This window comes from Paraburkholderia sp. RL18-101-BIB-B, assembly GCF_046026985.1.
GTDB lineage: Bacteria > Pseudomonadota > Gammaproteobacteria > Burkholderiales > Burkholderiaceae > Paraburkholderia.
Window position 1 is genome coordinate 67526 of the sequence record NZ_JARESV010000019.1, and the last position, 23090, is coordinate 90615.

19 protein-coding genes and 1 tRNA gene are annotated in these 23090 nt (G+C 62.7%); 12 read left to right on the forward strand and 8 right to left on the reverse strand.

From position 1 onward, the window contains the following. Window positions 1-13: 13 nt before the first annotated feature. From P0D73_RS25065 to P0D73_RS25075, 3 genes are all read right to left on the reverse strand, one after another. Entirely contained in the window at window positions 14-601 is a 588-nt protein-coding gene (locus P0D73_RS25065; RefSeq protein ID WP_408312636.1) for a LysE family translocator, read from the reverse strand. Between the two features lie 125 nt (window positions 602-726). Continuing rightward, window positions 727-2592 (reverse strand): hypothetical protein, encoded by a 1866-nt coding sequence (locus P0D73_RS25070; RefSeq protein WP_408433201.1) that lies wholly within the window; start codon window positions 2590-2592, stop codon window positions 727-729. A 172-nt stretch (window positions 2593-2764) separates the two neighbouring features. Beyond that, window positions 2765-2840: transfer RNA gene (locus P0D73_RS25075), tRNA-Lys, on the reverse strand. A gap of 203 nt (window positions 2841-3043) precedes the next feature. On the opposite strand from P0D73_RS25075, the gene P0D73_RS25080 reads away from it, so the two are divergent. Together P0D73_RS25080 and P0D73_RS25085 are read left to right on the forward strand one after the other, a co-directional pair. Beyond that, on the forward strand, window positions 3044-3448 hold the full coding sequence (locus tag P0D73_RS25080) for a PaaI family thioesterase (protein ID WP_310813407.1): 405 nt from the start codon (window positions 3044-3046) through the stop codon (window positions 3446-3448). A 36-nt stretch (window positions 3449-3484) separates the two neighbouring features. Then, a complete protein-coding gene (locus P0D73_RS25085; RefSeq protein ID WP_408176259.1) occupies window positions 3485-4363 on the forward strand; it encodes a patatin-like phospholipase family protein in 879 nt (292 codons plus the stop codon). Window positions 4364-4452: 89 nt separating this feature from the next. Here the strand turns inward: P0D73_RS25085 and P0D73_RS25090 are convergent, their stop codons facing one another. Beyond that, window positions 4453-5466, reverse strand: coding sequence for a D-2-hydroxyacid dehydrogenase family protein (locus P0D73_RS25090; protein WP_132376428.1), 1014 nt, complete (start codon window positions 5464-5466; stop codon window positions 4453-4455). 377 nt (window positions 5467-5843) lie between these two features. On the opposite strand from P0D73_RS25090, the gene P0D73_RS25095 reads away from it, so the two are divergent. Beyond that, window positions 5844-7700, forward strand: a complete 1857-nt coding sequence (locus P0D73_RS25095) for a phosphoenolpyruvate carboxykinase (GTP) (RefSeq protein WP_408176257.1) — start codon at window positions 5844-5846, stop codon at window positions 7698-7700. Window positions 7701-7712: 12 nt separating this feature from the next. Here P0D73_RS25095 and P0D73_RS25100 read toward each other — a convergent pair whose 3' ends face one another. Beyond that, complete coding sequence (locus P0D73_RS25100; protein WP_408176255.1) at window positions 7713-8003, reverse strand: hypothetical protein; 291 nt, start codon at window positions 8001-8003, stop codon at window positions 7713-7715. A gap of 38 nt (window positions 8004-8041) precedes the next feature. Between P0D73_RS25100 and gvmR the strand changes: the two genes are divergently transcribed. Then, a complete protein-coding gene (gene gvmR, locus P0D73_RS25105; protein WP_408176254.1) occupies window positions 8042-9145 on the forward strand; it encodes a transcriptional regulator GvmR in 1104 nt (367 codons plus the stop codon). A gap of 153 nt (window positions 9146-9298) precedes the next feature. Here the strand turns inward: gvmR and P0D73_RS25110 are convergent, their stop codons facing one another. The 3 genes from P0D73_RS25110 to dprA form a co-directional block, all read right to left on the reverse strand. Next, window positions 9299-11953: a DNA topoisomerase III gene (locus P0D73_RS25110; protein ID WP_408176253.1), complete on the reverse strand. Its 2655-nt coding sequence runs from the start codon at window positions 11951-11953 to the stop codon at window positions 9299-9301. Window positions 11954-12202: 249 nt separating this feature from the next. After that, window positions 12203-12580, reverse strand: a complete 378-nt coding sequence (locus tag P0D73_RS25115; protein ID WP_132377009.1) for a thioredoxin family protein — start codon at window positions 12578-12580, stop codon at window positions 12203-12205. Between the two features lie 89 nt (window positions 12581-12669). Continuing rightward, window positions 12670-13947 carry a DNA-processing protein DprA gene (gene dprA, locus P0D73_RS25120; RefSeq protein WP_408312654.1) on the reverse strand — a complete coding sequence of 426 codons (1278 nt, stop codon included), beginning with the start codon at window positions 13945-13947 and terminating at the stop codon, window positions 12670-12672. A 244-nt stretch (window positions 13948-14191) separates the two neighbouring features. Here dprA and def point away from each other — a divergent pair, with 244 nt between their 5' ends. The 8 genes from def to esaR all read left to right on the forward strand — a co-directional run bounded on the left by def (window position 14192) and on the right by esaR (window position 22978). Further along, window positions 14192-14695 carry a peptide deformylase gene (gene def, locus P0D73_RS25125; protein ID WP_132376423.1) on the forward strand — a complete coding sequence of 168 codons (504 nt, stop codon included), beginning with the start codon at window positions 14192-14194 and terminating at the stop codon, window positions 14693-14695. Between the two features lie 31 nt (window positions 14696-14726). Next, complete coding sequence (gene fmt, locus P0D73_RS25130) at window positions 14727-15713, forward strand: methionyl-tRNA formyltransferase (protein ID WP_408433204.1); 987 nt, start codon at window positions 14727-14729, stop codon at window positions 15711-15713. A gap of 114 nt (window positions 15714-15827) precedes the next feature. Then, a complete protein-coding gene (locus P0D73_RS25135) occupies window positions 15828-16469 on the forward strand; it encodes a LysE family translocator (protein WP_408433206.1) in 642 nt (213 codons plus the stop codon). 104 nt (window positions 16470-16573) lie between these two features. Continuing rightward, window positions 16574-17431: a zinc metalloprotease HtpX gene (gene htpX, locus P0D73_RS25140; RefSeq protein WP_132376420.1), complete on the forward strand. Its 858-nt coding sequence runs from the start codon at window positions 16574-16576 to the stop codon at window positions 17429-17431. Window positions 17432-17848: 417 nt separating this feature from the next. Then, window positions 17849-19288, forward strand: a complete 1440-nt coding sequence (rsmB, locus tag P0D73_RS25145; protein ID WP_408176247.1) for a 16S rRNA (cytosine(967)-C(5))-methyltransferase RsmB — start codon at window positions 17849-17851, stop codon at window positions 19286-19288. Continuing rightward, on the forward strand, window positions 19285-19884 hold the full coding sequence (locus P0D73_RS25150) for a DUF4390 domain-containing protein (RefSeq protein ID WP_408176246.1): 600 nt from the start codon (window positions 19285-19287) through the stop codon (window positions 19882-19884). The genes rsmB and P0D73_RS25150 overlap by 4 nt, the downstream gene beginning before the upstream one ends. Then, a complete protein-coding gene (locus P0D73_RS25155; RefSeq protein ID WP_408176245.1) occupies window positions 19874-22288 on the forward strand; it encodes a sensor histidine kinase in 2415 nt (804 codons plus the stop codon). The genes P0D73_RS25150 and P0D73_RS25155 overlap by 11 nt, the downstream gene beginning before the upstream one ends. Further along, window positions 22289-22978, forward strand: a complete 690-nt coding sequence (gene esaR / locus P0D73_RS25160; protein ID WP_132376416.1) for a response regulator transcription factor EsaR — start codon at window positions 22289-22291, stop codon at window positions 22976-22978. Window positions 22979-23090: the final 112 nt, after the last annotated feature.

Consider the following 23090-nt stretch of genomic DNA (forward strand, 5'->3'; position numbering starts at 1 on the left):
CTGCGCGGCGTCCTCACGCTACAAGCAGATAAAGCGCACTCGCCGCGAGCAATGCTGCCATCACACGATTGAAAAACCTCACGCGCCGCGCTTGCTGCAAGTATTTGCGCAGGAACGTGCCGGCATACGCCCAACTGGCGATCGACACGTAACAGATCACGAAGTACACGACGGTGAATTGCCAGACGAGCCTGCCGTCGCCGTCGGCTGCATAGGCGCCCATGCCGGCCAGCGACGCGAGCCAGGCTTTCGGATTGAGCCATTGCATCGCCGCGCCATAAGCGAACGACGGTCCACGAGCCGGTTTGTCGGCGCCGAGTTGGCCGTCGTCGACGGCGAGTTTGTAGGCCATATAGAGCAGGAAGCCCACGCCCGCCCATTTGACGACGATGATCAGGTTGGGGAAGTGGGCGAGCAGTTCATGCAGTCCCAGGCCGATCAGCAGAAGCAGGACGGTGAAACCGACGGTCGCGCCGGTGACATGTCGCATGCTCGCGACAAGCCCGTGCTGGGCGCCGGCGCTGAGCGCGACGATGTTCACCGGGCCCGGAGAAATCGAGCTGGCCAGCGCAAAGGCGGCCATGGAGAGTAAAGCGGTCATCGGATGCCTCGATACGGATGCGCGCAGGATTTGCGACGGTCAACGGTATCGGGCGAAGGGGCGTGGTGTATTGAAGGAAATTGCTATGGCGGGCCCGTATCGTTGCGATTCCGGGCCTCGTCGCCTTAGCGATGGGTGATGCGGCACCACTGATAAGGGAAGACGCCTTGGCCGACATAGGCTCTGTAAGTGGTGCAGGAGCCGGCGTCGATGACGAAACCATGCCGCTCTAACGCGGGTCGCGCCTGTTCGATCAATTGGGCATTCTCGCCGGCCACATCGCGCACATCATCCTGCCGGATGTCGAGCCGGCACACGCGCTTGTCGGTAGCGTTGGGCGTCCATCGCAGGCTCGCGTGAAGGTGCAGGCGATCAAGCGCAGCTTGCATCGCGTTGCAGCCCTTCACGCCTTCCGTTAGGCCGAGAGCGTCTGCGATCTGATCCATCTTCGCTACGTTGTCGACGCGCCAGTTGTAGCGGCCTTCGATGATCGCGTATGTAGGACCACCGCGAGAACGCACGATGTCCGCTATGTGCTGATCGAACTGAGGAGAGAACGGAAAGCTGCCGTCGATCTGCGTGAACGCGACCGACGCGGGAAAGAACTGCACGATCCAACCCCAAGGCGGATTCCCGCCGACGATAACCGCCGTCGTGTTCTGCGGACTGTCGAGCGCGGGCACGTCGGCACGGTAGCCCGCCCTTGCCCAGTGCTCGTGCCCCCATGTCTCGACACCGCCGGCCACGACAGCCAACGTCGTGACACTAAGCAACCATGCGGCCACCCGCCGCGCGGTCAGATACGGCAAAAGCCGATTGAGCAGCAGATACGCGACGAGCGGAGTCAGCGTTTCGATCGGAACGACGTAGCGGTAGATGCTGAAAACGATCATCCACAGGAAGTAGCCCAACGCCACGAAGGTGATGACATAGACCGCTCGCAGATTCAATCGGCGCGATGGGACCCGTCTGCGCACCAGTTCCGCGAACCGGGTAGCGGCAAGCATCCAGAACAGCACGTACACGATCGGCCAGATGATCTGATGCAGGCGCGCTTGTCCGACGCGCTTCGAATCGAGCGCAAATATGAACGGCCAAAGAACGTATTCGAGCGCGCTTTTCGGCAGCCACGATTGATCTGCGACGCCGCCTGGCGGAGTGAGCGGATTGGGGAAGATCGAGCTGAACTGCGGAAAGAACGGGTTGCCGAACGTGTGCCACATTACGGCCATCCAGTAACCGCTCGCAGCAAGCAAGCCGGCGAGCGCGCCAACTCCGAACAGGAACGCGGCGCGCACGCGTGCGAACGGACCTGCCGGCAACAGCAGCAGCCCTGCGCACAGGGCGAGAGCAAACGGCGCATTGGTCAGCTTGAGGCCCATGCCCAGCCCGACGATGAGCCCGCCGCCGACCAGAGCTGCGGCGGTGGCCGCCGACCACGCCGTCAACCTGTCCCACAGATGCAGGATGAGCAGCAGTGAGGCGAGCACGAATAGCGTGGTCGTGTCGTCGCCCATGGAATTGCCCAAACCGGAGAGAAAATTCGCCGTCAGAATGCCCGCTGCGGCAAGCAGCAAAGGCGTGCGGTTCGCATCTTCGGGTGCGAGCTCCGGCAGCGTTCGTCGGATGATCGACAACAGCAGCACGAAATTGAGGCCGTGCAGCGCGCCCATGATGAAGCCCGCCAGCGGCGCGGGAAAAGCCCGATTCAACGCGTAGTAGAAGACATCGAGCATCGGATTGAAGTAGGTCTGCATACCGGCCGCCGCGAAGTCGGTATGCAGCTTGTCGTTCAGGAACGCGAAGCCGTTGTACTGGTGGTAGTTGAAGCCGTCCCAATTGCGGTCCTGGCCGAGAAAAAGCGACCACAGGCCGAATAGGATCGGCACCCACACGCGCGCGGCGGCTGTCAGGCGAGGGTCGTTGAGATTCCATGACAAAGCCCGCCGCCAGAGTGAGCGGGAGCGGGCAGGACGGTCGGTTGTGTTCATGTTTTTATCGTTGCTTGAGAAGCCAAAGCGCTGCGCCGATCGAGTTGATGGCGATGCCAGCCGACACGATATCGGAAGCCGGCTGCGTAAGGGGCGGCCTAAACAGTGCCTGCTTGGCGCCCAGAACGCAAAAAGCCCGGTCACAAGGACCGGGCTTTTTGCTTTGAATCTTTGGTGGGGCGTGAGTGACTCGAACACTCGACCTACGGATTAAGAGTCCGCTGCTCTACCAACTGAGCTAACGCCCCCAACAGAAGCGGAATTATGCAGTAACTTTTTTGGCTTGCCAAGTCCCTTTAGCAGATTTCTTAAAAATATTTGCATCCGCGGCCCCGAGGCATTCCTCGACGGACGCGTTGTCGTGAAAAAGGCGCTGCCTGCATCGTGCCGGTATCATGTCGCGGACACCTTGCCGCACGAAGCCTCGCGCGGCTTTCGACCGGGGATTGCCATGGATGACAAAGAGATTATCGAGCTGCTTGACCGCATCCTCGCGCCATGGGTCCGTGCGCTCACGCTGACGCCGGTCAAGGTCGATGAGGAAGGCGCTACGCTGCGCCTGCCGTTCTCGGGCGGACTGCGTCATGCGGGCGGCGTGATCTGCGGCCAGGTGTTCATGGCCGCGGCGGACACGGCCATGATCGTCGCCATTTCAGCCGCGCTCGGCGGTTTCAAACCGATGACCACCGTCTCGCTCAACATCAATTTCATGCGCGCGGTGCGCAAGGGCGACGTGCTGATCACCGCCCGCGTGTTGCGCATGGGCCGCAATCTGGTGTTCGGCGAAGTCGAATTATTCGACGAATCCGGCAACATGGCCGTCCACGCCACCACCACCTACGCACTGCTCGACTAAAACCGGCCAAAGAGCCGCATTAGAGGGAAAACCAGGATGTTCGATCAGGTCGTATTCGCCGGCGGTGGCAATCGCTGCTGGTGGCAGGCGGGTTTCTGGGACGTGATCCAGCCGGAATTGCGGATCCGGCCGCGCGTCATCACCGGCATTTCGGCCGGCGCCGCCACCGCGTGCATGCTCTACACGCGCGATTCCGACTGGGTCATGCGCTATTACGAAGACGCGCTGCGCCACAACACCCGCAACGCCTACTGGGGCAATTTGCTGCGCGGCGAGTCGGTGTTTCCGCATTACCGCATCTACCGTCAGGCGCTGCTCGACATCTACGGCGAGAAGTTTTCGACGCTCGCCGACGCGCCGGAAATCCGCATCGGCGTATCGCATCTGCCGCGCTGGCTCGGCGCGCGTAGCGCGGTTGCCGCTGGCTTGATCGCGTACAACATCGAAAAATACGTGCGCAAGACGCTGCATCCGACGCTCGGTCAGACGCTCGGCTTTCACCCGGAATTCGTGCGCGCGCAGGATTGCGCGAGCGTCGAGGATCTGGCGGATCTGATCCTGCAATCATCGAGTACGCCGCCTTTCACGCCGGTTCTGCGGCGCAACGGCCGGCCGGTGCTGGATGGCGGAATGGTCGATAACGTGCCGGTCGGCGCGCTCGATGCCGAGGCGCCGGGCAACGTGCTGGTGATGGTCACGCGCCTCTATCCGCGGCCGCAGATGTTCGTCGTGCCGCACGGCGTACAGCAACGGCTCTATGTGCAGCCGTCGCGCAAAGTGCCGATTTCGAGTTGGGATTACACGAGCCCTTCGCAGATGGTGCACGCGTACAACCTCGGCCGCGCCGATGGTGAGACTTTCCTGGAACGCATGCCCGATCTGCTGGAAGCCGGTGCGCACGAAGCAGCGCGATGAGTTGAGTGGCGGCGGCGCTGATCCAAACGGCGACAACCGCGCCGCATGAATCCGCTCGGCGCTCCTCGCGCCGCGAAGCCCTGGCGTTTTTAACGCCGGCGGCCGCCCTGCAAAGCTTCCGGATTTGCCACGCTGGCCGTTTCGCCAGCGTCGAAGGCCAGAATATTCTTGAATGCCGCGGTGAAATATTGCTCGTAGCTTTCGCGTTCCACATAGCCGATGTGCGGCGTGCAGATCACGTTTTCCATGCGCAACAGGCTGTAGCCCTGCAGAATCGGCTCGCTTTCGTAGACGTCGATCGCGACCATGCCCGGACGGTTGTGCGACAGCGCATTCACCAGCGCGTTTTCGTCGAGCAGTTCGGCCCGGCTCGTGTTCACGAGCAGCGCGGTCGGCTTCATCCGCATCAGGTCTTCCTGTTTGACGATGCCGCGCGTGTCGTCGTGCATGCGCAAGTGCAGCGACAGCACGTCGCTTTGCTCGAACAGTGCCTCGCGGCTCTCCGCCACGCCGAAACCATCAGCGCGAGCGGCTTCGCGCGAATGCTCGCGGCCCCAGATCAGCACGTTCATGCCGAACGCCTTGCCATAACCGGCCACCAGCCGGCCGATCTTGCCGTAACCCCAGATCCCCAGCGTCTGGCCACGCAATACCTGACCCAAGCCGAAGTTCGGCGGCAGCGCCGATGTCTTCAGGCCGGACTGCTGCCAGGCTCCTTGCTTAAGGTTTGCTACGTATTGCGGAATCCGCCGTTGGGCCGCCATGATGAGAGCCCACGTCAACTCGGCAGGCGCGAACGGTGAGCCGGTGCCTTCCAGCACCGCAATGCCACGCTCGGTACACGCGTTCAGATCGATGTGGCTCGAGACCTTGCCGGTCTGGCTGATCATGCGCAAACGCGGCAATTTATCGAGGAGTTGTGAGCTGATGCGGGTGCGTTCGCGAATCAGGACGAGGGCGTCGACTTCGGAAAGACGGCTTGCCAACTGGCCGAGACCGCGGACGGTGTTGTTGAAAACCTTGACCTCATGGTCGGCCAGCAATTGAAAGCAGTCGAGCTTGCGAACGGCGTCCTGGTAATCGTCGAGGATGGCAATCTTCATGGTATGTGTCTTGCGACGCACCTTGGCGGTGCGGAACGGAGTGTTATGCTGACTGTCCCACCATGTGACCTAGGTCACATGCCGGTCTGGCTGAATGCCTTACCGTAGTAGCTACCGCACAGAATGGCAGCGCCACGGCAAGGCGGATTGACATCGTTTTTAACAGTTTGTTGCGTGTTGAGGCAAGCCGCTTTACAGACGGTTGCAGAAGCCCGTCGGCTGGCGTCTCCGCTCAACAGGCTGTGTAGCCCGGAACGACCTGCACAATTGTGCGTCGGGTAGCAGGAACCTGGCGTGAAGAATTGAATGCCTCTCGCATGCAGCGTCTCTGGGCTTGTACCGTTTTTCTATTGCTTTTTCAAAACGGAGACAAGTCGATGAACCACCCCTCATTCGAAGGACAGCCCACTATCGAGGCGCCCGCGTGGGTCAAACACCGAAAGCTGCTCGACTGGGTCCAGCGCGTTGCCGCGAAGACCAAGCCGGACAGGATCGTCTGGTGCGACGGTTCGCAGGAGGAATACGACCGGCTTTGCGCGCAGATGGTCGAAGCCGGCACGCTCAAGAAACTCAATCCCGCCAAACGTCCCAATTCTTATCTCGCATGGTCCGATCCGTCCGATGTGGCGCGCGTCGAAGACCGCACCTTCATCTGCTCGCAGCGCCGCGAAGACGCGGGTCCCACCAATAACTGGATCGCTCCGGCCGAAATGCGCTCGACGCTCGACGGCCTGTTCGAAGGCGCGATGCGCGGCCGCACCATGTACGTGGTGCCGTTTTCGATGGGCCCGCTCGGTTCACCGATCGCGCATATCGGCGTCGAATTGAGCGACAGCCCGTACGTGGTCACCAACATGCGCATCATGACGCGCATGGGCCGCAAGGTTTACGACGTGCTCGGCGAAGACGGCGAGTTCGTGCCGTGCGTCCATTCGGTCGGCGCGCCGCTCGCGGCCGGCGCGAAAGACGTGCCGTGGCCGTGCAACGAAACCAAATACATCGTCCACTTCCCTGAATCGCGGGAAATCTGGAGCTACGGCTCGGGGTACGGCGGCAATGCGCTGCTGGGCAAAAAGTGCTTCGCGCTGCGCATCGCGTCGACCATGGGCCGCGACGAAGGCTGGCTCGCCGAGCACATGCTGATTCTCGGCGTGACCTCGCCGGAAGGGCGCAAGCATCATGTCGCGGCGGCGTTTCCGTCGGCGTGCGGCAAGACCAACTTCGCAATGCTGATCCCGCCGGAAGGCCTGAACGGCTGGAAAATCTCCACGATCGGCGACGATATCGCGTGGATCAAACCGGGCAAGGACGGGCGCCTGTACGCGATCAACCCGGAAGCCGGCTACTTCGGCGTGGCGCCGGGCACGAGCGAAAAGACCAACTTCAACGCGATGGCCACGTTGAAGGAAAACGTGATCTTCACGAACGTCGCGCTCACCGACGACGGCGACGTCTGGTGGGAAGGCATGACCGACGAAGCGCCCGCGCATCTGATCGACTGGCAAGGCAAGGACTGGACGCCGGCCGGCGCGAAGGAAAGCGGCCGCAAGGCGGCGCACCCGAACGCGCGCTTTACGGCGCCGGCCTCGCAATGCCCGTCCATCGACCCCGACTGGGAAAATCCGGCGGGCGTCGCGATCGACGCGTTCATCTTCGGCGGGCGCCGCTCCACCACCGTGCCGCTCGTCACCGAGGCGCGCAACTGGGTGGAAGGCGTCTACATGGCGGCGACCATGGGTTCCGAAACGACTGCCGCCGCGGCCGGCCAGCAGGGCGTGGTGCGCCGCGATCCGTTCGCGATGCTGCCGTTCTGCGGCTACAACATGAGCGACTATTTCGGTCACTGGCTGAAGACCGGCGAGCGTCTGGAGGAACTGAACGCGAAGCTGCCGAAAATCTTCTGCGTCAACTGGTTCCGCAAGGGTGCGGACGGCAAATTCGTCTGGCCGGGCTTCGGCGAGAACATGCGGGTGTTGAGCTGGATGGTCGGCCGGATCGAAGGCTCGGCTCAAGGTGAGGAACATGCTTTCGGCGTGTCGCCGCACTACGAGGACATCGACTGGAGCGGGCTGAATTTCAGCCGCGAGCAGTTCGAGCAGGTCATTTCCGTCGACGACGCAGCCTGGCGCGCAGAACTCGCGCTCCACGCCGAGCTGTTTGACACATTGCAGCAAGGCCTGCCGCCGGCGCTAAGGGAGGCCAAACGCGCGCTCGAAGGGAAACTTGCCGCGTGATCAGGTGAGTATTCACTTCGCACGAAAACCGCCTTCGGGCGGTTTTTCTTTGCGGTCCACCGTCGCACTGCGATTTTTTCTGATTTCGCAATGCCGGAGCGGCCGTTGCGTCTGTTCGAACAAGAATGACAGTTCAAGCTGCACTGCAGCAGATTGTTTCCCTTCAAGGAACAATCGATGGTCACGCCCCACATTGGTGAACACAGTCGCACAAATATCGACAATATTTCCGCTTTCGCGGGCAACTTCTGCACGATTTCGCGAGTCGTAGGAGAATTCCAAGTTCGCTTCACTGGTTTTCACTAATTGTCAGGAAGCAGTAACACGGCAGGAGTTGTCTTATGGATCATTTGCAGTCGATGCGAGTTTTCGTCAGAGTGGCGGATCTCGGCAGTTTTGCCCGCGCTGCGAGCGCGATGGATATTTCCAACGCAGTTGCCACCCGTCACGTTGCCGACCTCGAAGGCCGTCTAGGTACGCGACTGCTCAATCGCACCACCCGCAGCCTGTCTCTGACCGAATCAGGCCAGGTTTATCTCGAGCGCGCGCGCCAGATTCTCGACGAACTGGAAGACGTCGAGCAGATGGTGGTCGCGCGCAATCACGAGCCCGTCGGTACGTTGCGAATCGTCGCACCGGTCGTGTTCGGGCTGCACAATCTGGCACCCGTGCTCCAGACGTACGCGGAGCGCTATCCGAAAGTCATCCCCGACGTCACGCTGGTCGACCGCCAGGTCGATCTCGTCGAAGAAGGCTTCGACGTGGGCGTGGTGATCGCGCGGCAAATGCGCAGCGCGAGCATTGTCACACGGCGTCTCACCACGGGTTGCATGACGGTGTGCGCCACGCCGGCGTATCTGGAAAAGCACGGCATGCCCACGCGTCCGGAGCATCTGCTCGAGCATCCGTGCCTGAGCCTGCCCTCCGAATATTGGGGCGACGAGCGTGTGTTCACCGGGCCGGAAGGCGAAGTGCGCGTGCGTCCGTCGAACGTGATCGTTGCGAACAACACGGAAATGCTGCGTCAGTTTGCGCTGCTCGGCATGGGCATTGCGATTCTGCCGAGCTATCTGATCGGCCGTGACATGACGCGCGGCAGGCTCGTACGCCTGCTCGGCGATTACCGGTTGCCGCAGGTCGAGATCAACATCGCGTATCCGAGCCGCCGTCACTTGCCGGCGAAAGTGCGCACGTTCATCGACCATCTGGTCGAGCATTTCAGCCAGACGCCGAACAGCCTGCTGGGTGAACAGTGGATCAAGGAGGACGGCCTCGGCCGGGCCGCCACGACGACGGCGCTCGATTCCGCGGAATCCATGCCGCCGGAAGCATTTGACGGCGCTGAGCCGCTCTCACGCCTGCTGGACAGCGAGTTATCGCCGCTGCCGAAGACGCTGGCCAAGACGACGCCTCGTACACGGCCCACGGCTTTGTCGCCGCTGTAAGTATTGGATCGATCAAGCCGGGAAAGCCGCCGCTAGGCGCTTGCCGGCGGACAAACAAAAAGGCGCGGTCACGTTATGTGATCGCGCCTTTTTTCATGGCAAGTCCAGATGAAGCAAGCCGGAAGAGAATCTTCTTCCGGCAGCCGGTTCGAATTACGAGCCGGTTTTACGCGCCACCGCCTTCTTGGCGGGGGCTTTCTTGGCCGCCGGTGCTTTTTTCGCTGCGGCCTTTTTGGCTGCTGGCGCGGCCTTTACCGCCACCGGCGTTTCACCGTCCTCGGATTCCGATTCCGACGCTGCGTTGGCCGCCGCCTTGGCCGCCGCGGTCTTCGCGGCAGTCTTTGCCGACGGCTCCTTCTTCTCGAACTCGAAGCCGATCTTGCCGTCGTTCTGCTTGACGAGGAAGGCCTTGAAGTTACGGCCGGTACGCGACGACTTGAAGTTCGTCAGCAGATCCGTGCGGCCTTCTTCGAGCAGCTTGGCCATCTGTTCGCGGGCGATTTCCTGCTGCAGGATCACCTTGCCAGAGCGGAAATCGCAAGTCTTCGGATTGGCGACCGAGTTCTCGCAGACGTAGCTCATGCCGTGCTCGAACACGCGGCCCTTGCACTTCGGGCACGCGCCCACCGGTTGCTGATCGGAGAAGTCAGGCGGTTCGCCGTCTTCGCCGCCCGCATCCTGGCCGAAGTCGAATTCGAGTTTGTAGTTCTTAATTTCGTCGTCGAGCGAGAGTTTCAAGATCGCCGAGAACGGTCGGCCCATCTTGCTGCGGAAGCCCGACAGCGGCCCGATCGTCTTGTTCTGCAGCAGCTCTTCGACTTCCGGGATTTCGAACTGACGTCCACCCGGAATTTTCGAGATCGAGAACTCGCATTTCGAGCAGGCGAAGCGCCGGTAGTTTTCCTTCACCTGACCGCCGCAATTCGGACATGGCGTCTGCAACGTCGCGTAATCACCCGGGATCGTGTCGGAATCGTACTCTTTCGCGCGCTTGACGATGGTCTGCGTCATGCGGGCGATTTCCTGCATGAACGCGTCACGTGGCAGGTTGCCACGTTCCATTTGCGACAGCTTATATTCCCACTCGCCGGTCAATTCCGGCGCCGTCAGTTCCTTCACACCGAGGCCGCGCAAGAGCGTCATGAGCTGGAAAGCCTTGGCGGTCGGAATCAGATCGCGGCCTTCGCGAATCAGATATTTTTCACCCAGCAACCCTTCGATGATCGCCGCACGCGTGGCCGGCGTGCCGAGCCCCTTGGCCGCCATCGCTTCGCGCAGTTCGTCGTCTTCGACGAGCTTGCCCGCGCCTTCCATGGCCGACAGCAAGGTGGCTTCGTTGTAGCGTGCGGGCGGTTTCGTCACCAGTTGCTGGGCGGCGATCTTGTCCGTCTTGACCTTCTCGTCTTTTTGCACCGGCACGAGGTTGGCGTCTTCGCCGCTGATCTCGCGGCCATAAACCTGCAACCAGCCCGGCTCGACCAGCACCTTGCCTTCGGTCTTGAAGTGATGCCCGACCACTTCCGTGATGCGTGTCGTCACCTTGAATTCGGCAGCCGGGAAAAACACCGCGAGGAAGCGCTTCACGACGAGGTCGTAGAGCTTTTGTTCCGGTTCGGACAGATTCTTCGGTGCTTGCAGCGTCGGGATGATTGCAAAGTGGTCGCTGATCTTCGAGTTATCGAAGATGCGCTTGTTCGGCTTCACCCAGCCCTTGTCGAGCACCTGCTTGGCGAACGGCAGATAGTTGTTGCTCTCCTTGAGCATGCCGAGCGTCTCTTTGACCGTATCCATATAGTCTTCCGGCAGCGCGCGCGCGTCGGTACGGGGATAGGTCAGCACCTTGTGCTTTTCGTACAGCGCCTGGGCGAGGCCCAAAGTGTTCTTCGCCGAGAAGCCGAAGCGGCCGTTGGCCTCGCGCTGCAAGCTGGTCAGGTCGAACAGGGCCGGCGAGAGCTGCGTGGACGGCTTCGATTCCTCGGTCACCGTGCCGATCTGGCCACGGCAGGCGGCGACGATCGTCTCAGCCGCGGGCAGCGCCCACAGACGCGAATCGCGTTTTTCCGGATCGAACTCGTCGCGCTTGAATTTCGGATCGAACCAGCGGCCTTCGTAGAAGCCGGCCGAGCAGACGAACTCCGCTTTCACTTCCCAATAATCGCGCGGCACGAAGCGGCGAATCTTCTCTTCGCGCTCGACCACGATCGACAGCGTCGGCGTTTGCACCCGCCCGACCGTAGTCAGGAAAAAGCCGCCGCCCTTGCTGTTGAACGCGGTCATTGCGCGCGTGCCGTTGATGCCGACCAGCCAGTCCGCTTCCGAGCGGCAGCGCGCCGCATCCGCGAGCGGCTGCATCTCTTCGTCGCTGCGCAGACGGGCGAAGCCGTCGCGGATTGCGCCCGCCGTCATGGATTGCAGCCACAGGCGCTGCACCGGCTGCTTGGCTTTCGCGTGCTGCGCGATCAGTCGGAAGATCAGTTCGCCCTCGCGCCCCGCGTCACATGCGTTGATCAGGCGGTCGACATCTTTGCGCTTGAGCAGCTTGGTCAGCACCTTCAGGCGCGACTCGCTTTTGGCGATCGGGTTGAGATCGAAGTGCGGCGGAATGACGGGCAGATTGGCGAAACTCCACTTGCCGCGTTTGACTTCATAGTCTTCGGGCGCGGCAATTTCCAGCAGATGGCCGACTGCCGAGGAAAGGACGTAGTCGTCGCTCTCGTAGTATTCGTCATGCTTGGTAAAGCCGCCCAAAGCGCGCGCGATGTCGTTCGCGACGGAAGGCTTTTCGGCGATGATCAGTGCTTTGGACATGACTCGATGTGAGGTTGGTAGATCAGGGTTGATGGCCGTGAGTGCGCTTCTGTTAGCGCGACCCTCGTTTGCGACCTTTGCGACCCATTAACGACCGCTTTATAGCACACGGCGCGAGACCGGCGTGTCAAGTGCGATAAAAGCGCGAAATCATAATTGCGTGCTCAGGCATCAGGCAAGCTGCGACAAACACCTTGTGCACCGCTCGCAACGCCCGGGCCGCTGGGCTCGCAAACCGGCGAGCCTGAATCAGGCGACAGCCAGCGCGGGCCGCAGTTTCGGCGCGCCGCTGACGCCGGGCACGGCCGTCAAATCAGACAACATCCGTTCCACAATCGCCGCCTGCGGCAAAACGGTGCCGAAGAATCGTGTCGTTACCGAGTCTTCGATCAGGATGGTCGGAAAATTCTCCACATCCAGATCCTCGAAACGGTCCGCATGGGTCTCTATATCGATCCATGCGAAACAGATTTCCGGGTGCCGGTCGGCCAGCTTGTCGAAAGCGTCTCGATACTCCCGGCAGGTTCCGCACCATTCCGCGCACAGGCAGGCAACGAACAGCGTCTCGGATTCGTTGACGCGCTCGGCGATCCGGTCTTGGTCGGTGTCGAGGTTTAGCGCGGGCATGGTGGTTCCTTGCGTACTTTTGTCAGGTGCTTTGGCGCGAATGTAGCATGGCCGATCCCGAATGGTGGTCAACTCTGATCAATGCGAGGTCAGCCGTGGCTCGTCCGCATGAAGCGGCCGCCGGGCAGCACGCTCACCTGGCCGGCGAGTTCGAGTTGCAGCAAGGTGGTTTGCAGTGCCGCGTCCTCCATCTCGGTGCGGGTGGCGAGAATTTCAAGCGTGGTGGGCGAATGACCGAGCGCGGCGAGGAGGCGCTGTGCTTCCGGGGCGACCGGTGGGCAAGGCGGCGCGGCGACCGGCGTCGCAGAACCTGCCGCTGCTGCTTCGGTCGGAGATGGTTCTGCCGTCTGTGCTCCAGCCGACTTGGGCTCGCCTGCTACCGTCCCGCTGACCGCTGATGTATTCGGTGAATCGACACCGCCCCAAAGAACGGCATGCGCCGACCCCGACGCCACCCGCGGCGCTGCCCGCCGCGCAAAGCCCAGCTCCTCCAGCACTTCATCCGGCGTTTCCACCAGCTTCGCGCCCTGCTTGATGATTCGATGACACCCGCGCGAGAGCGGTGCGTGAATCGAGCCGGGCAGCGCGAAGATATCGCGTCCCATCTCATTGGCGAGCCGCGCCGTGATCAGCGAACCGGAGCGCATCGCCGCTTCGACGATCACCACGCCGCTGACGAGCCCGGCGATCAGACGGTTACGCTGCGGGAAATTGGCGGCGCGCGCGGGCGTGCCGAGCGGCCATTCGGAGAGAATCGCGCCCTGTACCGCGATCTGGCGCGCCAGCGCGTGATGCGCCGCCGGATACACGAGGTCCGCGCCGGTACCGATCACGGCGACGGTGCCGCCGACGCCCTCTAACCCGCCCCGATGCGCGGCGCCGTCGATGCCGAGCGCGAGCCCCGAGACGACGGTGACACCGGCCACCGACAGTTCGCGCGCGAACCGCTCCGCGTCTTCGACGCCTTGCGGTGTAGCGCTGCGGCTTCCCACGAGGGCGACTGCTCGCGTATGCAACAGTTTCAACCGGCCCTTTATATATAGCAGCGGTGGCGGATCGGGCATGGTCAGCAGCGCCGGCGGGTAAGCGGGGTCGTCGAGCGTCACGACCTGATTACCGGGTTGCTCGCGCCACGCGATCACCGCGTCCAGCTGGGCCTCGAATCCGGGGCCCGTCGGCGCCAGCGCCGCGCGTGCCGCGGCTTCACCAGCAATCTCGGCGAGCGCCTCGGGCGTTTGATCGAAAATCGCTTTCGGCAATCCAAACGCGCCCAGCAGTAGGCGCAGCGCAGCCGGTTTTAGCCCCGGCGCGAGTGCAAGCCGCAGCCATGCGGCGAGTTCAATTTCGGTTGCGGGCAAGGTGTGCATTACGTGTCGATCCTCCTGCAGGGCCAGCGGGCAGGCGGGCGCCATGCTAAAATTTTCATCATCCGAAATAACTGCGGCGCCGCGCCCACCCGCGCGGGCTCGTCGTTTGGCGCACGAGGCGCGTTGAATCGAACCGGTTCGACACCATCTATCCTCTGCGTAACGCGACGGGCTCACAACCTGGCCGAAAGGCCAACGCGGGCCTTCCCACGGTCAGCGGCGCCCGAAAATCACACTCGAGATCATGGCTTTACTGAATATCCTCAACTACCCGGACAAACGGCTGCACAAGATCGCGAAGCCGGTCGCGGAGGTCAACGACCGCATCCGCCGCCTCGTCAAGGACATGGCCGAAACCATGTACGGCGCGCCCGGCGTCGGGCTGGCCGCGACCCAGGTGGACGTGCACGAGCGCGTGATCGTGATCGACGTGTCGGACGACCACAACGAACTGCTCGCCTTCATCAACCCCGAAATCATCTGGTCGAGCGACGAAAGGAAGCTGTCGGAAGAGGGCTGTCTCTCGGTGCCGGGCATTTACGACAATGTCGAGCGCGCCGAGAAAGTGCGCGTGCGGGCGCTCAACGAGAAGGGCGAAACCTTCGAGATGGACTGTGAAGGCCTGCTCGCGGTGTGCATCCAGCACGAAATGGATCACCTGATGGGCCGCGTGTTCGTCGAGTACCTGTCGTCGCTGAAGCAGACGCGCATCAAGAGCAAGATGAAGAAGCTCGCCCACGCAATGTAATTCGCGTTCACCTCGCCTACCACTCCCGTTCATGAGTCATTCGTTGCGCGTTATCTTTGCTGGTACGCCGGAGTTCGCCGCGGCCGCGCTGGCCGCGATTCACAGCGCCGGTTTCCCGGTGCCGCTCGTGCTGACCCAGCCGGATCGGCCCGCCGGACGCGGAATGAAATTGCAGGCGAGTCCGGTCAAGCGCTATGCGCAGGAGCATGGCTTGACCGTCGCCCAGCCGCCTTCGCTGCGCCGCGCCGGCAAATATCCAGCCGAAGCCGCCGCCGCGATCGATCAATTGCGCGCCACGCCGCACGACGTGATGGTGGTGGCCGCTTACGGCCTGATCCTGCCGCAGGAAGTGCTCGATATTGCGCCGCTTGGCTGCATCAACATTCACGCATCGTTGTTGCCGCGCTGGCGCGGCGCAGCGCCGATTCATCGCGCGATCGAAGCGGGTGACGCCGAAACCGGCATTACGCTGATGCAGATGGATGTCGGCCTCGACACCGGCGCGATGATCTCCGAAGCGCGCACCGCGATTTCCGTCGACGACACGACGGCCACGTTGCACGACCGTCTCGCGCAAGACGGCGCGAAGCTGATCGTCGAGGCGCTGATCGAACTCGAGCGCACAGGCAAACTGGCGGCGACCCCGCAGCCCGCGGACGGCGTGACCTACGCGGAAAAGATCGGCAAGCACGAAGCCGCGCTCGATTGGCGCCGCCCGGCGGCGGTGCTCGCGCGCCAGGTGCGCGCGTTCGACCCGTTCCCTGGCGGTGTCGGCACGCTTGAAGACGGCACGTCGATCAAGCTCTGGGCTGCGGTTCCCACCGATGTGCAAGCCAGGAGCGCACCCGGCACGATCACCGACATCTCTCCCGACGGCGTGATCGTAGCCTGCGGCGAAGGCGCGCTGCGTCTCACGCAATTGCAGAAACCCGGCGGCAAACGCCTGCCGGTGCGCGAATTCCTGGCCGGCTCGACGCTGGCTGTGGGGCAGCGCTTTCAACTTCCCGAAGCAAAGTAATACTGTCGCGCATGACCTGAACATCGTCCATTCGGACGATGTTCAAGACCCCGCTGGACAGGTCTGCCGCGCGTTAGAATCCTCCATGCAATAGCCCGGATTTCGAGGATTTCCATGTTTGGCATCACCCATTTCGAGTTTTTCGTCGTCGCGGTCTTTCTCCTGAACGTGACGCCCGGTCCCGATACGGCTTATATCGTCGGGCGCAGTGTCGCTCAAGGCCGTGGCGCGGGTCTCATGTCGGCGCTTGGCATTTCCGCCGGCTGCTGCGTTCACTCGCTCGCCTGCGCGTTCGGCTTGACCGCGCTACTGGCCGCATCGGCCACCGCATTCACGGTCATCAAGTTCGTCGGCGCTATTTATCTGATGTATCTCGGCGTGCGCCTGCTCTTCGCGAAGCCAGCCGCCGACCAGGCTGCGGGCGAAGCGCGCGCGGCCGGCTCGCCCAAATCGCTACGCCAGCTTTTCCTGCAAGGCTTCTGGACCAACGTGCTGAACCCCAAGGTGGTACTGTTTTTCGTGTCGTTCTTCCCGCAGTTCGTGACGACCGGCAGCGACCACAAAGCGCTTGCCTTCCTCACGCTCGGAGCGGTGTTCGTCGTGATGAGCATGCTCTGGAACAGTTTTGTCGCGTGGATCGCGGGCAGTGTGACGCGGCGCTTTTCGGGCCAGCCGTCGGTGAAGAAGTGGCTGGGTCGGGGTGTCGGCAGCGCTTTCGTCGGCTTGGGCCTCAAGCTCGCCACCGCATCAAGATGATTGAATTTTCCCTGCGCGCCCATATCTAACATTTCGCTTACAATCGAGCGCCGCGATCACGCGGTGCAGATTTGAACCCCGCGTTAGGGCAAGGAGTTGCAGACATGTTCAATTGGGTCAAAACCGCGATGTTGATGGCCGCGATCACGGCCCTTTTCATCGTGATCGGCGGGATGATCGGCGGGTCGCGCGGCATGACGATCGCGCTCGTGATCGCCCTTGGGATGAATTTCTTTTCGTACTGGTTCTCGGACAAGATGGTCCTGCGCATGTACAACGCGCAGGAAGTCGACGAAACCAGTGCGCCGCAGTTCTATCGCATGGTGCGCGAGCTCTCCACGCGCGCCGGACTGCCCATGCCGCGCGTCTACCTGATCAATGAAGACGCGCCGAACGCGTTCGCCACCGGCCGCAATCCGGAGCATGCGGCGGTCGCTGCGACCACCGGCATTCTGCGCGTGCTGTCCGAGCGCGAAATGCGCGGGGTCATGGCGCACGAACTCGCGCACGTGAAGCATCGCGACATTCTGATCTCGACCGTTTCGGCCACCATGGCCGGCGCCATTTCCGCGCTGGCGAACTTCGCGATGTTCTTCGGCAGCCGCGACGAAAACGGCCGTTCCACGAACCCGATCGCGGGCATCGCCGTAGCGCTCCTGGCGCCGATCGCCGGTGCGTTGATCCAGATGGCGATTTCGCGGGCACGTGAATTCGAAGCGGATCGTGCCGGCGCGCAGATTTCCGGCGACCCGCAGGCGCTCGCTTCGGCGCTCGACAAGATCCATCGTTACGCGAGCGGGATTCCGTTCCCCACGGCCGAGCAGCATCCGGCCACCGCGCAAATGATGATCATGAATCCGCTGTCGGGCGGCGGCATCGCGAATCTGTTCTCCACGCACCCGGCCACCGAAGAGCGCATCGCGCGCTTGATGGAAATGGCGCGTACGGGGCGCTTCGAATAACGCCGCGCGGCACTTTGCGCGGTGTGAGGAAGGGCGAGTCGGCTGACTCGCCTTTTTTATTCCGGCGCGATGGAGCGTGAGCTAGTGATGGCGCTGCAGATCACGTGAACATCATTCTCTTCACCGGCGTCTGAAGGTCCGCACCGGATCTTTGACCCTGCGCTTCAAATGCCGGTCTTCCCGCCCGCCGTGGATTTGCAATCGCTACGCTTATGGACTGCCCGCGGGCCGGTGCGTCGCGCCATCCCAAGTTCGCACCAAATCGCTGAACCCGCCCTCCAGCCCCACACTTTCCCGTTCGTCGCAGATCCGCAGTCGGCTCGCTCACGGACCGCCCGCCGGCCCGCGCGCCGCGCCACGCTACAATGTGTGCTGATTGTGTCGCGCGCTCCCGCGCGGCCCGCTTTAGCCTTCTTCATGACCACAAAGCCTTCTTCGCGTACTGCTTCCTCATCGGCTCGTCCGCGCGAATCACGTTTGTCGATGCTGCATCTCGCGCCCGAATCGCTCGGTTTCGCGCTCGACTGCGCGGGCCAGGCGGTCGGCGCCGTGCGTCTCGGCGCAGCCTTGCCGGCCGCGCTGCAATCCGTCTTCGTGTCCGCGCCCGAGGGCAGCGCCGCCGCCGCGCGTGGCGCGGTGCAGGACATCGCGTACCGCACCATGCGGCGTCTCGCGACGGCCGAGTGGCTGATCGCGAAGCTGGTGAAAAAGGCGCCTCCGCCGCACGTCGGCCATGTGCTCGCCTGCTCGCTGGCCCTGCTCGTCGACGACGAAGCAAACGCTGCCTACGCGCCGTTCACGGTGGTCGATCAGGCGGTGAACGCGATCGGCGCACGTCGTGAATTCGCCTTTGCGAAGGGCCTCGTCAACGCCGTCCTGCGCAATTTTCTGCGCGAGCGCGAAACGCTATTGAACGCCGCACAGGCCGATGAAGTGGCGCGCTGGAACTACCCGGCATGGTGGATCGACGCGGTCAAACGCGCATGGCCCGACGCATGGCAGTCGGTGCTCGCCGCCGGCAACACGCAAGGCCCGCTGACGCTGCGGGTGAACGCGCGTCACTCGACAGTCGAAGGCTACCTGCAAATGCTGCAAAACCATCATATTGCCGCGAGCAAGGCCGGCGACTACGCCGTCAAGCTCGTCACGCCGATGCCGGTCGACCGCATTCCGGGTTTCAACGACGGCGTCGTCTCGGTGCAGGACGCCGGCGCGCAACTCGCCGCACAACTGCTCGGCGTGCGCGACGGCATGCGCGTGCTCGACGCCTGCGCGGCGCCCGGCGGCAAGACGGGCCATCTGCTCGAACTCGCCAAACTCCAGCTCGTCGCGCTCGAAAGCGATGCGTCGCGCGCGCGTCGTATCGGTGAAAATCTGCAGCGCCTCAAGCTCGAAGCGGAAGTGCGGATCGGCGACGCGGGCGCGCCGGCGAAATGGCACGACGACATCGACCAGCCGTTCGACCGCATTCTGGCCGACGTGCCGTGCTCGGCGTCGGGCATCGTGCGGCGCCATCCGGATATCCGCTGGCTGCGCCGCGCGTCGGACATTCCCGCGCTGGTCGCCGAGCAGCGCCGCATTCTCGACGCCCTGTGGCCGCTCGTGAAGCCAGGCGGCGAGTTGCTCTACGTTACGTGTTCGATCTTTCCGGAAGAAGGCGAGTTGCAGGCGCAGTGGTTTGGAAACAAGTATCAGGATGCGGTACGATTGGACGCGCCGGGGCAACTGTTGCCTTCAGTCGCTCGCGCGCCCGCCGACACATCGGCCGGTTCTCATGCCGGACAACCCGCTGAAGACAGCGCCGGCGCGAACTCAGACCACGACGGATTTTTCTACGCGCGCTTTCAGAAACGGTGACCATCAAACGCTTCTTCCCGCTTCGGCTCGCTGCCGTGCTCTGGATCGCGCTGGCCGTATGGCTGGCGGCGCCGGGCGTGGCGCACGCTGACTCGATCGCGGTCCAGCGTGCGTCGCTGCAATCCGACAACACCGGCTGGAATCTCGACGCGCGTTTCGACTTCGATCTGAACAGCAACCTCGAAGACGCGGTCAATAAAGGCATTCCGCTTTATTTCACGACCGACTTCGAACTGAGCCGGCCGCGCTGGTACTGGTTCGACGAGCAGCCGGTGAGCGTGTCGCAAAGCATTCGCCTGTCGTTCCAGCCGCTCACGCGCGAATATCGCGTGTCGAGCGTGTCGTCCGGCGGTTTGCAGCTCGGCTTCACTACGCTCAAGGATGCGCTCGCAGTGATCAAGCACATCACGTCGTGGCACGTGATCGACCGAAGTGAAGTGCGTGTCGGCGAGACTTATAACGCGTCGGTGCGTATGCAACTCGACATCGCGCTGATGCCCAAGCCGTTCCAGATCGACGCGGTGAACAACCGCGACTGGAACCTCGCGTCCGAATGGAAGCGCTTTACCTTCACGGTGACCGAACGTGCTAAATAAAGTGCGCTCCGCTACCAGTGTCAGCAGCATCGTCGTGCGCGTGCTGGTGTCGACGGTCGCCGTCACGGCCGTGTTGCTGCTCGTGCTGCTGGCCGCGGCCAGCGCGAACACCGAATTCTTCGACCGCTATTACCAGTGGCTCTACGCGGCCAACCTCGTGGTCGCGATGATCTTTTTGCTGGTGGTGGCGACGCTCGTCATCATCATCATCGCGCGGCTGAGGAAGGGTAAGTTCGGCACGCGGCTATTGGCCAAACTTGCGTTCTTCATGGCGCTGGTCGGCGTGGTGCCCGGCGGGATCATCTACGTCGTGTCGTATCAGTTCGTGTCGCGCAGTATCGAGTCGTGGTTCGATGTGAACGTCGAAACAGCGCTCACGTCCGGTTTGAATCTCGGGCGCGGCATGCTCGACGCGTCACTGTCCGATCTGCAGACCAAGGGCCGGTTGATGTCGGAACAGTTGGCGAGCGCGGATGCCGCCGGCACCACGCTTACGCTGCTGCGTCTGCGCGATCAGTTCGGCGTGCAGGATGCGACGATCGTCGAACCCACGCGCAGCATGTCCGGTGCGACGCCCGAAATGCACGTGGTCGCGCAGGCATCGGGCAACTACGCGACGCTTGTGCCGAACGATTTGCCCACGCCGTTGATGATCGATCAGGCGCGCGGCCGCGGCTATGCGGCGATCGAAGGCGAAGTGGACGGCGATCCTCACGCGCATGGCAGCAAGGGCGTGTTGCGGCTGCGCGTGGTGCAACGTATCCCCGATGCGAATGCCTCGCTGCTGCAGCCCACCGAACGCTTCCTGCAACTCACGCAGCCGGTGTCGCCCACGCTCGCGCGTAATGCCGACGCGGTGCAGCGCGCCTATCGCGAGTACCAGGAGAAGGCGCTCGGCCGCACGGGTCTGCGCAAGATGTATATCGGCACGCTGACGCTCGCGCTGTTCCTCGCCACCTTCATCGCAATGATGCTGGCGCTTGCGCTCGGCAACCAGCTCGCGCGGCCGTTGTTCCTGCTGGCGCAAGGCACCAAGGAAATCACCGAAGGCGATTACACGCCGAAGCGCGAAATCAAATCGCGCGACGAACTGGGCTTTCTCACGCAGTCGTTCAACGCGATGACGCGGCAGTTGTCCGAAGCGCGCGCGGCGGTCGAGAACAATCGCATTGCGCTCGAACATTCGAAGGCGTATCTGGAAAGCATTCTCGCGAACCTGACCGCCGGCGTGTTCGTGTTCGACCGCCAGTTCAGGCTGACCACAGCGAATCGCGGTGCCGAGCGGATATTCCGTCAGCCGTTCCAGGCGGTGATGGGTTCGGCGCTGGATCAGATCGGCGTGCTGAGCGAATTCGGCGGTATGGTCCGTAAAGCGTTTGCCGATCGCGAAGCCGCGAGCGGCGATGGTCACGACGATCGCGGCCACTGGCAGCAGCAGTTCTCGGTGCAGGTGCCGGGCGAAACCGAGCCGCTCACCTTGCTCGTGCGCGGCGCACGGCTCGTCTCCGCGACGGACCGCGACGCGGAAGACATGCAGACCTCCGGCTACGTCGTGGTGTTCGACGATATCTCGGACGTGATCTCCGCGCAGCGTTCAATCGCGTGGGGTGAAGTCGCGCGGCGGCTCGCACACGAGATCAAGAATCCGCTCACGCCGATCCAGCTCTCGGCCGAACGTTTGCAGATGAAGCTCGCCGACAAGCTGTCGCCATCCGATGCCGACGTGTTGAAGCGCGGCGCGACCACGATCGTGAACCAGGTCGCCGCGATGAAGCAGATGGTCGACAACTTCCGCGACTACGCGCGTACGCCGCCAGCGGTGCTCGCGCATTTGCAACTGAACGATCTGGTCAGCGAAGTGCTCACGCTGTACGGTATCGAAGAGGGCAAGGGCGCTATTCAAGTGGAGCTCGCTGCGTTGCCGGCGATCCGTGGCGACGCGACGCAATTGCGTCAGGTGATTCACAACCTGCTGCAGAACGCGCAGGATGCGGTTGCGGACCTCGAGCATCCACATGTGTTGCTCGAGACAAGGACAGTAGAATACGGAGACCCCGACGCGGAAGGCAAAGTACACGTCGCGGTACGTCTGACGGTGTCGGATAACGGAGCGGGCTTTCCCGCGCGTATCCTCACACGTGCATTCGAGCCTTACGTGACGACCAAGGCCAAAGGTACGGGCCTGGGTCTTGCGATGGTCAAGAAGATCGTCGATGAACACGGCGCGCGCATCGACATCCGCAATCGTATGAAAGCGGGCGATGTCATCGAGGGCGCGCAGATTTCGATTCTCTTCCTTCAACTGGCAGACGATGCCGCGGCACCCGGAACAGGGCCGCGTCCGGCGCACGGCGGTGCGTCGCAGGGAAAGACAAAAGCAACAGTGCAGACAAAGGCAGCGTAAATGGCAACCATCCTGGTGGTAGATGATGAAATGGGCATCCGGGAATTGCTCTCGGAGATCCTGAGCGACGAAGGGCATGTCGTGGAGGCCGCGGAAAACGCGCAGGAAGCGCGCGAGTTCCGTTTGCGCCAGGCGCCTGACCTGGTGCTGCTCGACATCTGGATGCCCGACACCGACGGCGTGACCTTGCTCAAGGAATGGGCCGCGCAAGGGCAGCTGACCATGCCGGTAATCATGATGTCCGGGCATGCAACCATCGACACGGCGGTTGAAGCAACCAAGATCGGCGCACTCAATTTCCTCGAGAAGCCGATTGCGCTGCAGAAGCTGCTGAAGGCCGTCGAGCAGGGGCTCGCGCGCGGAACTGCGGTGGGTGCGCCCGGCGGCGCGGCAGCCAAGCCGGTGTTGCCGGTGAGTGCTTCGGCCGTGGCTTCGGCGGCGGCCTTGCCGATGCTCTCGACCGATGGCATGGGCAGCGGCGCGCTGGCTGCGCAAACGGCCTCGATCTCGTTCGACATTCCGCTGCGCGACGCACGCGATGCGTTCGAGCGCGCGTACTTCGAATATCACCTCGCGCGTGAGAACGGCAGCATGACGCGCGTGGCGGAGAAGACCGGGTTGGAGCGCACGCACTTGTATCGCAAGCTCAAGCAGCTCGGCGTCGATCTCGGCAAAAACAAAGGCGAGTGAAGGTGAGTACCAGGCGGAAGTGAAGCCGGCGTTCCGCGCGCGGTTGTCACTTCCGCAGATTTTTTCGACGAGGGGCTTGCCCTGCTGCTGACCCTTTGATATTATTTCGTTC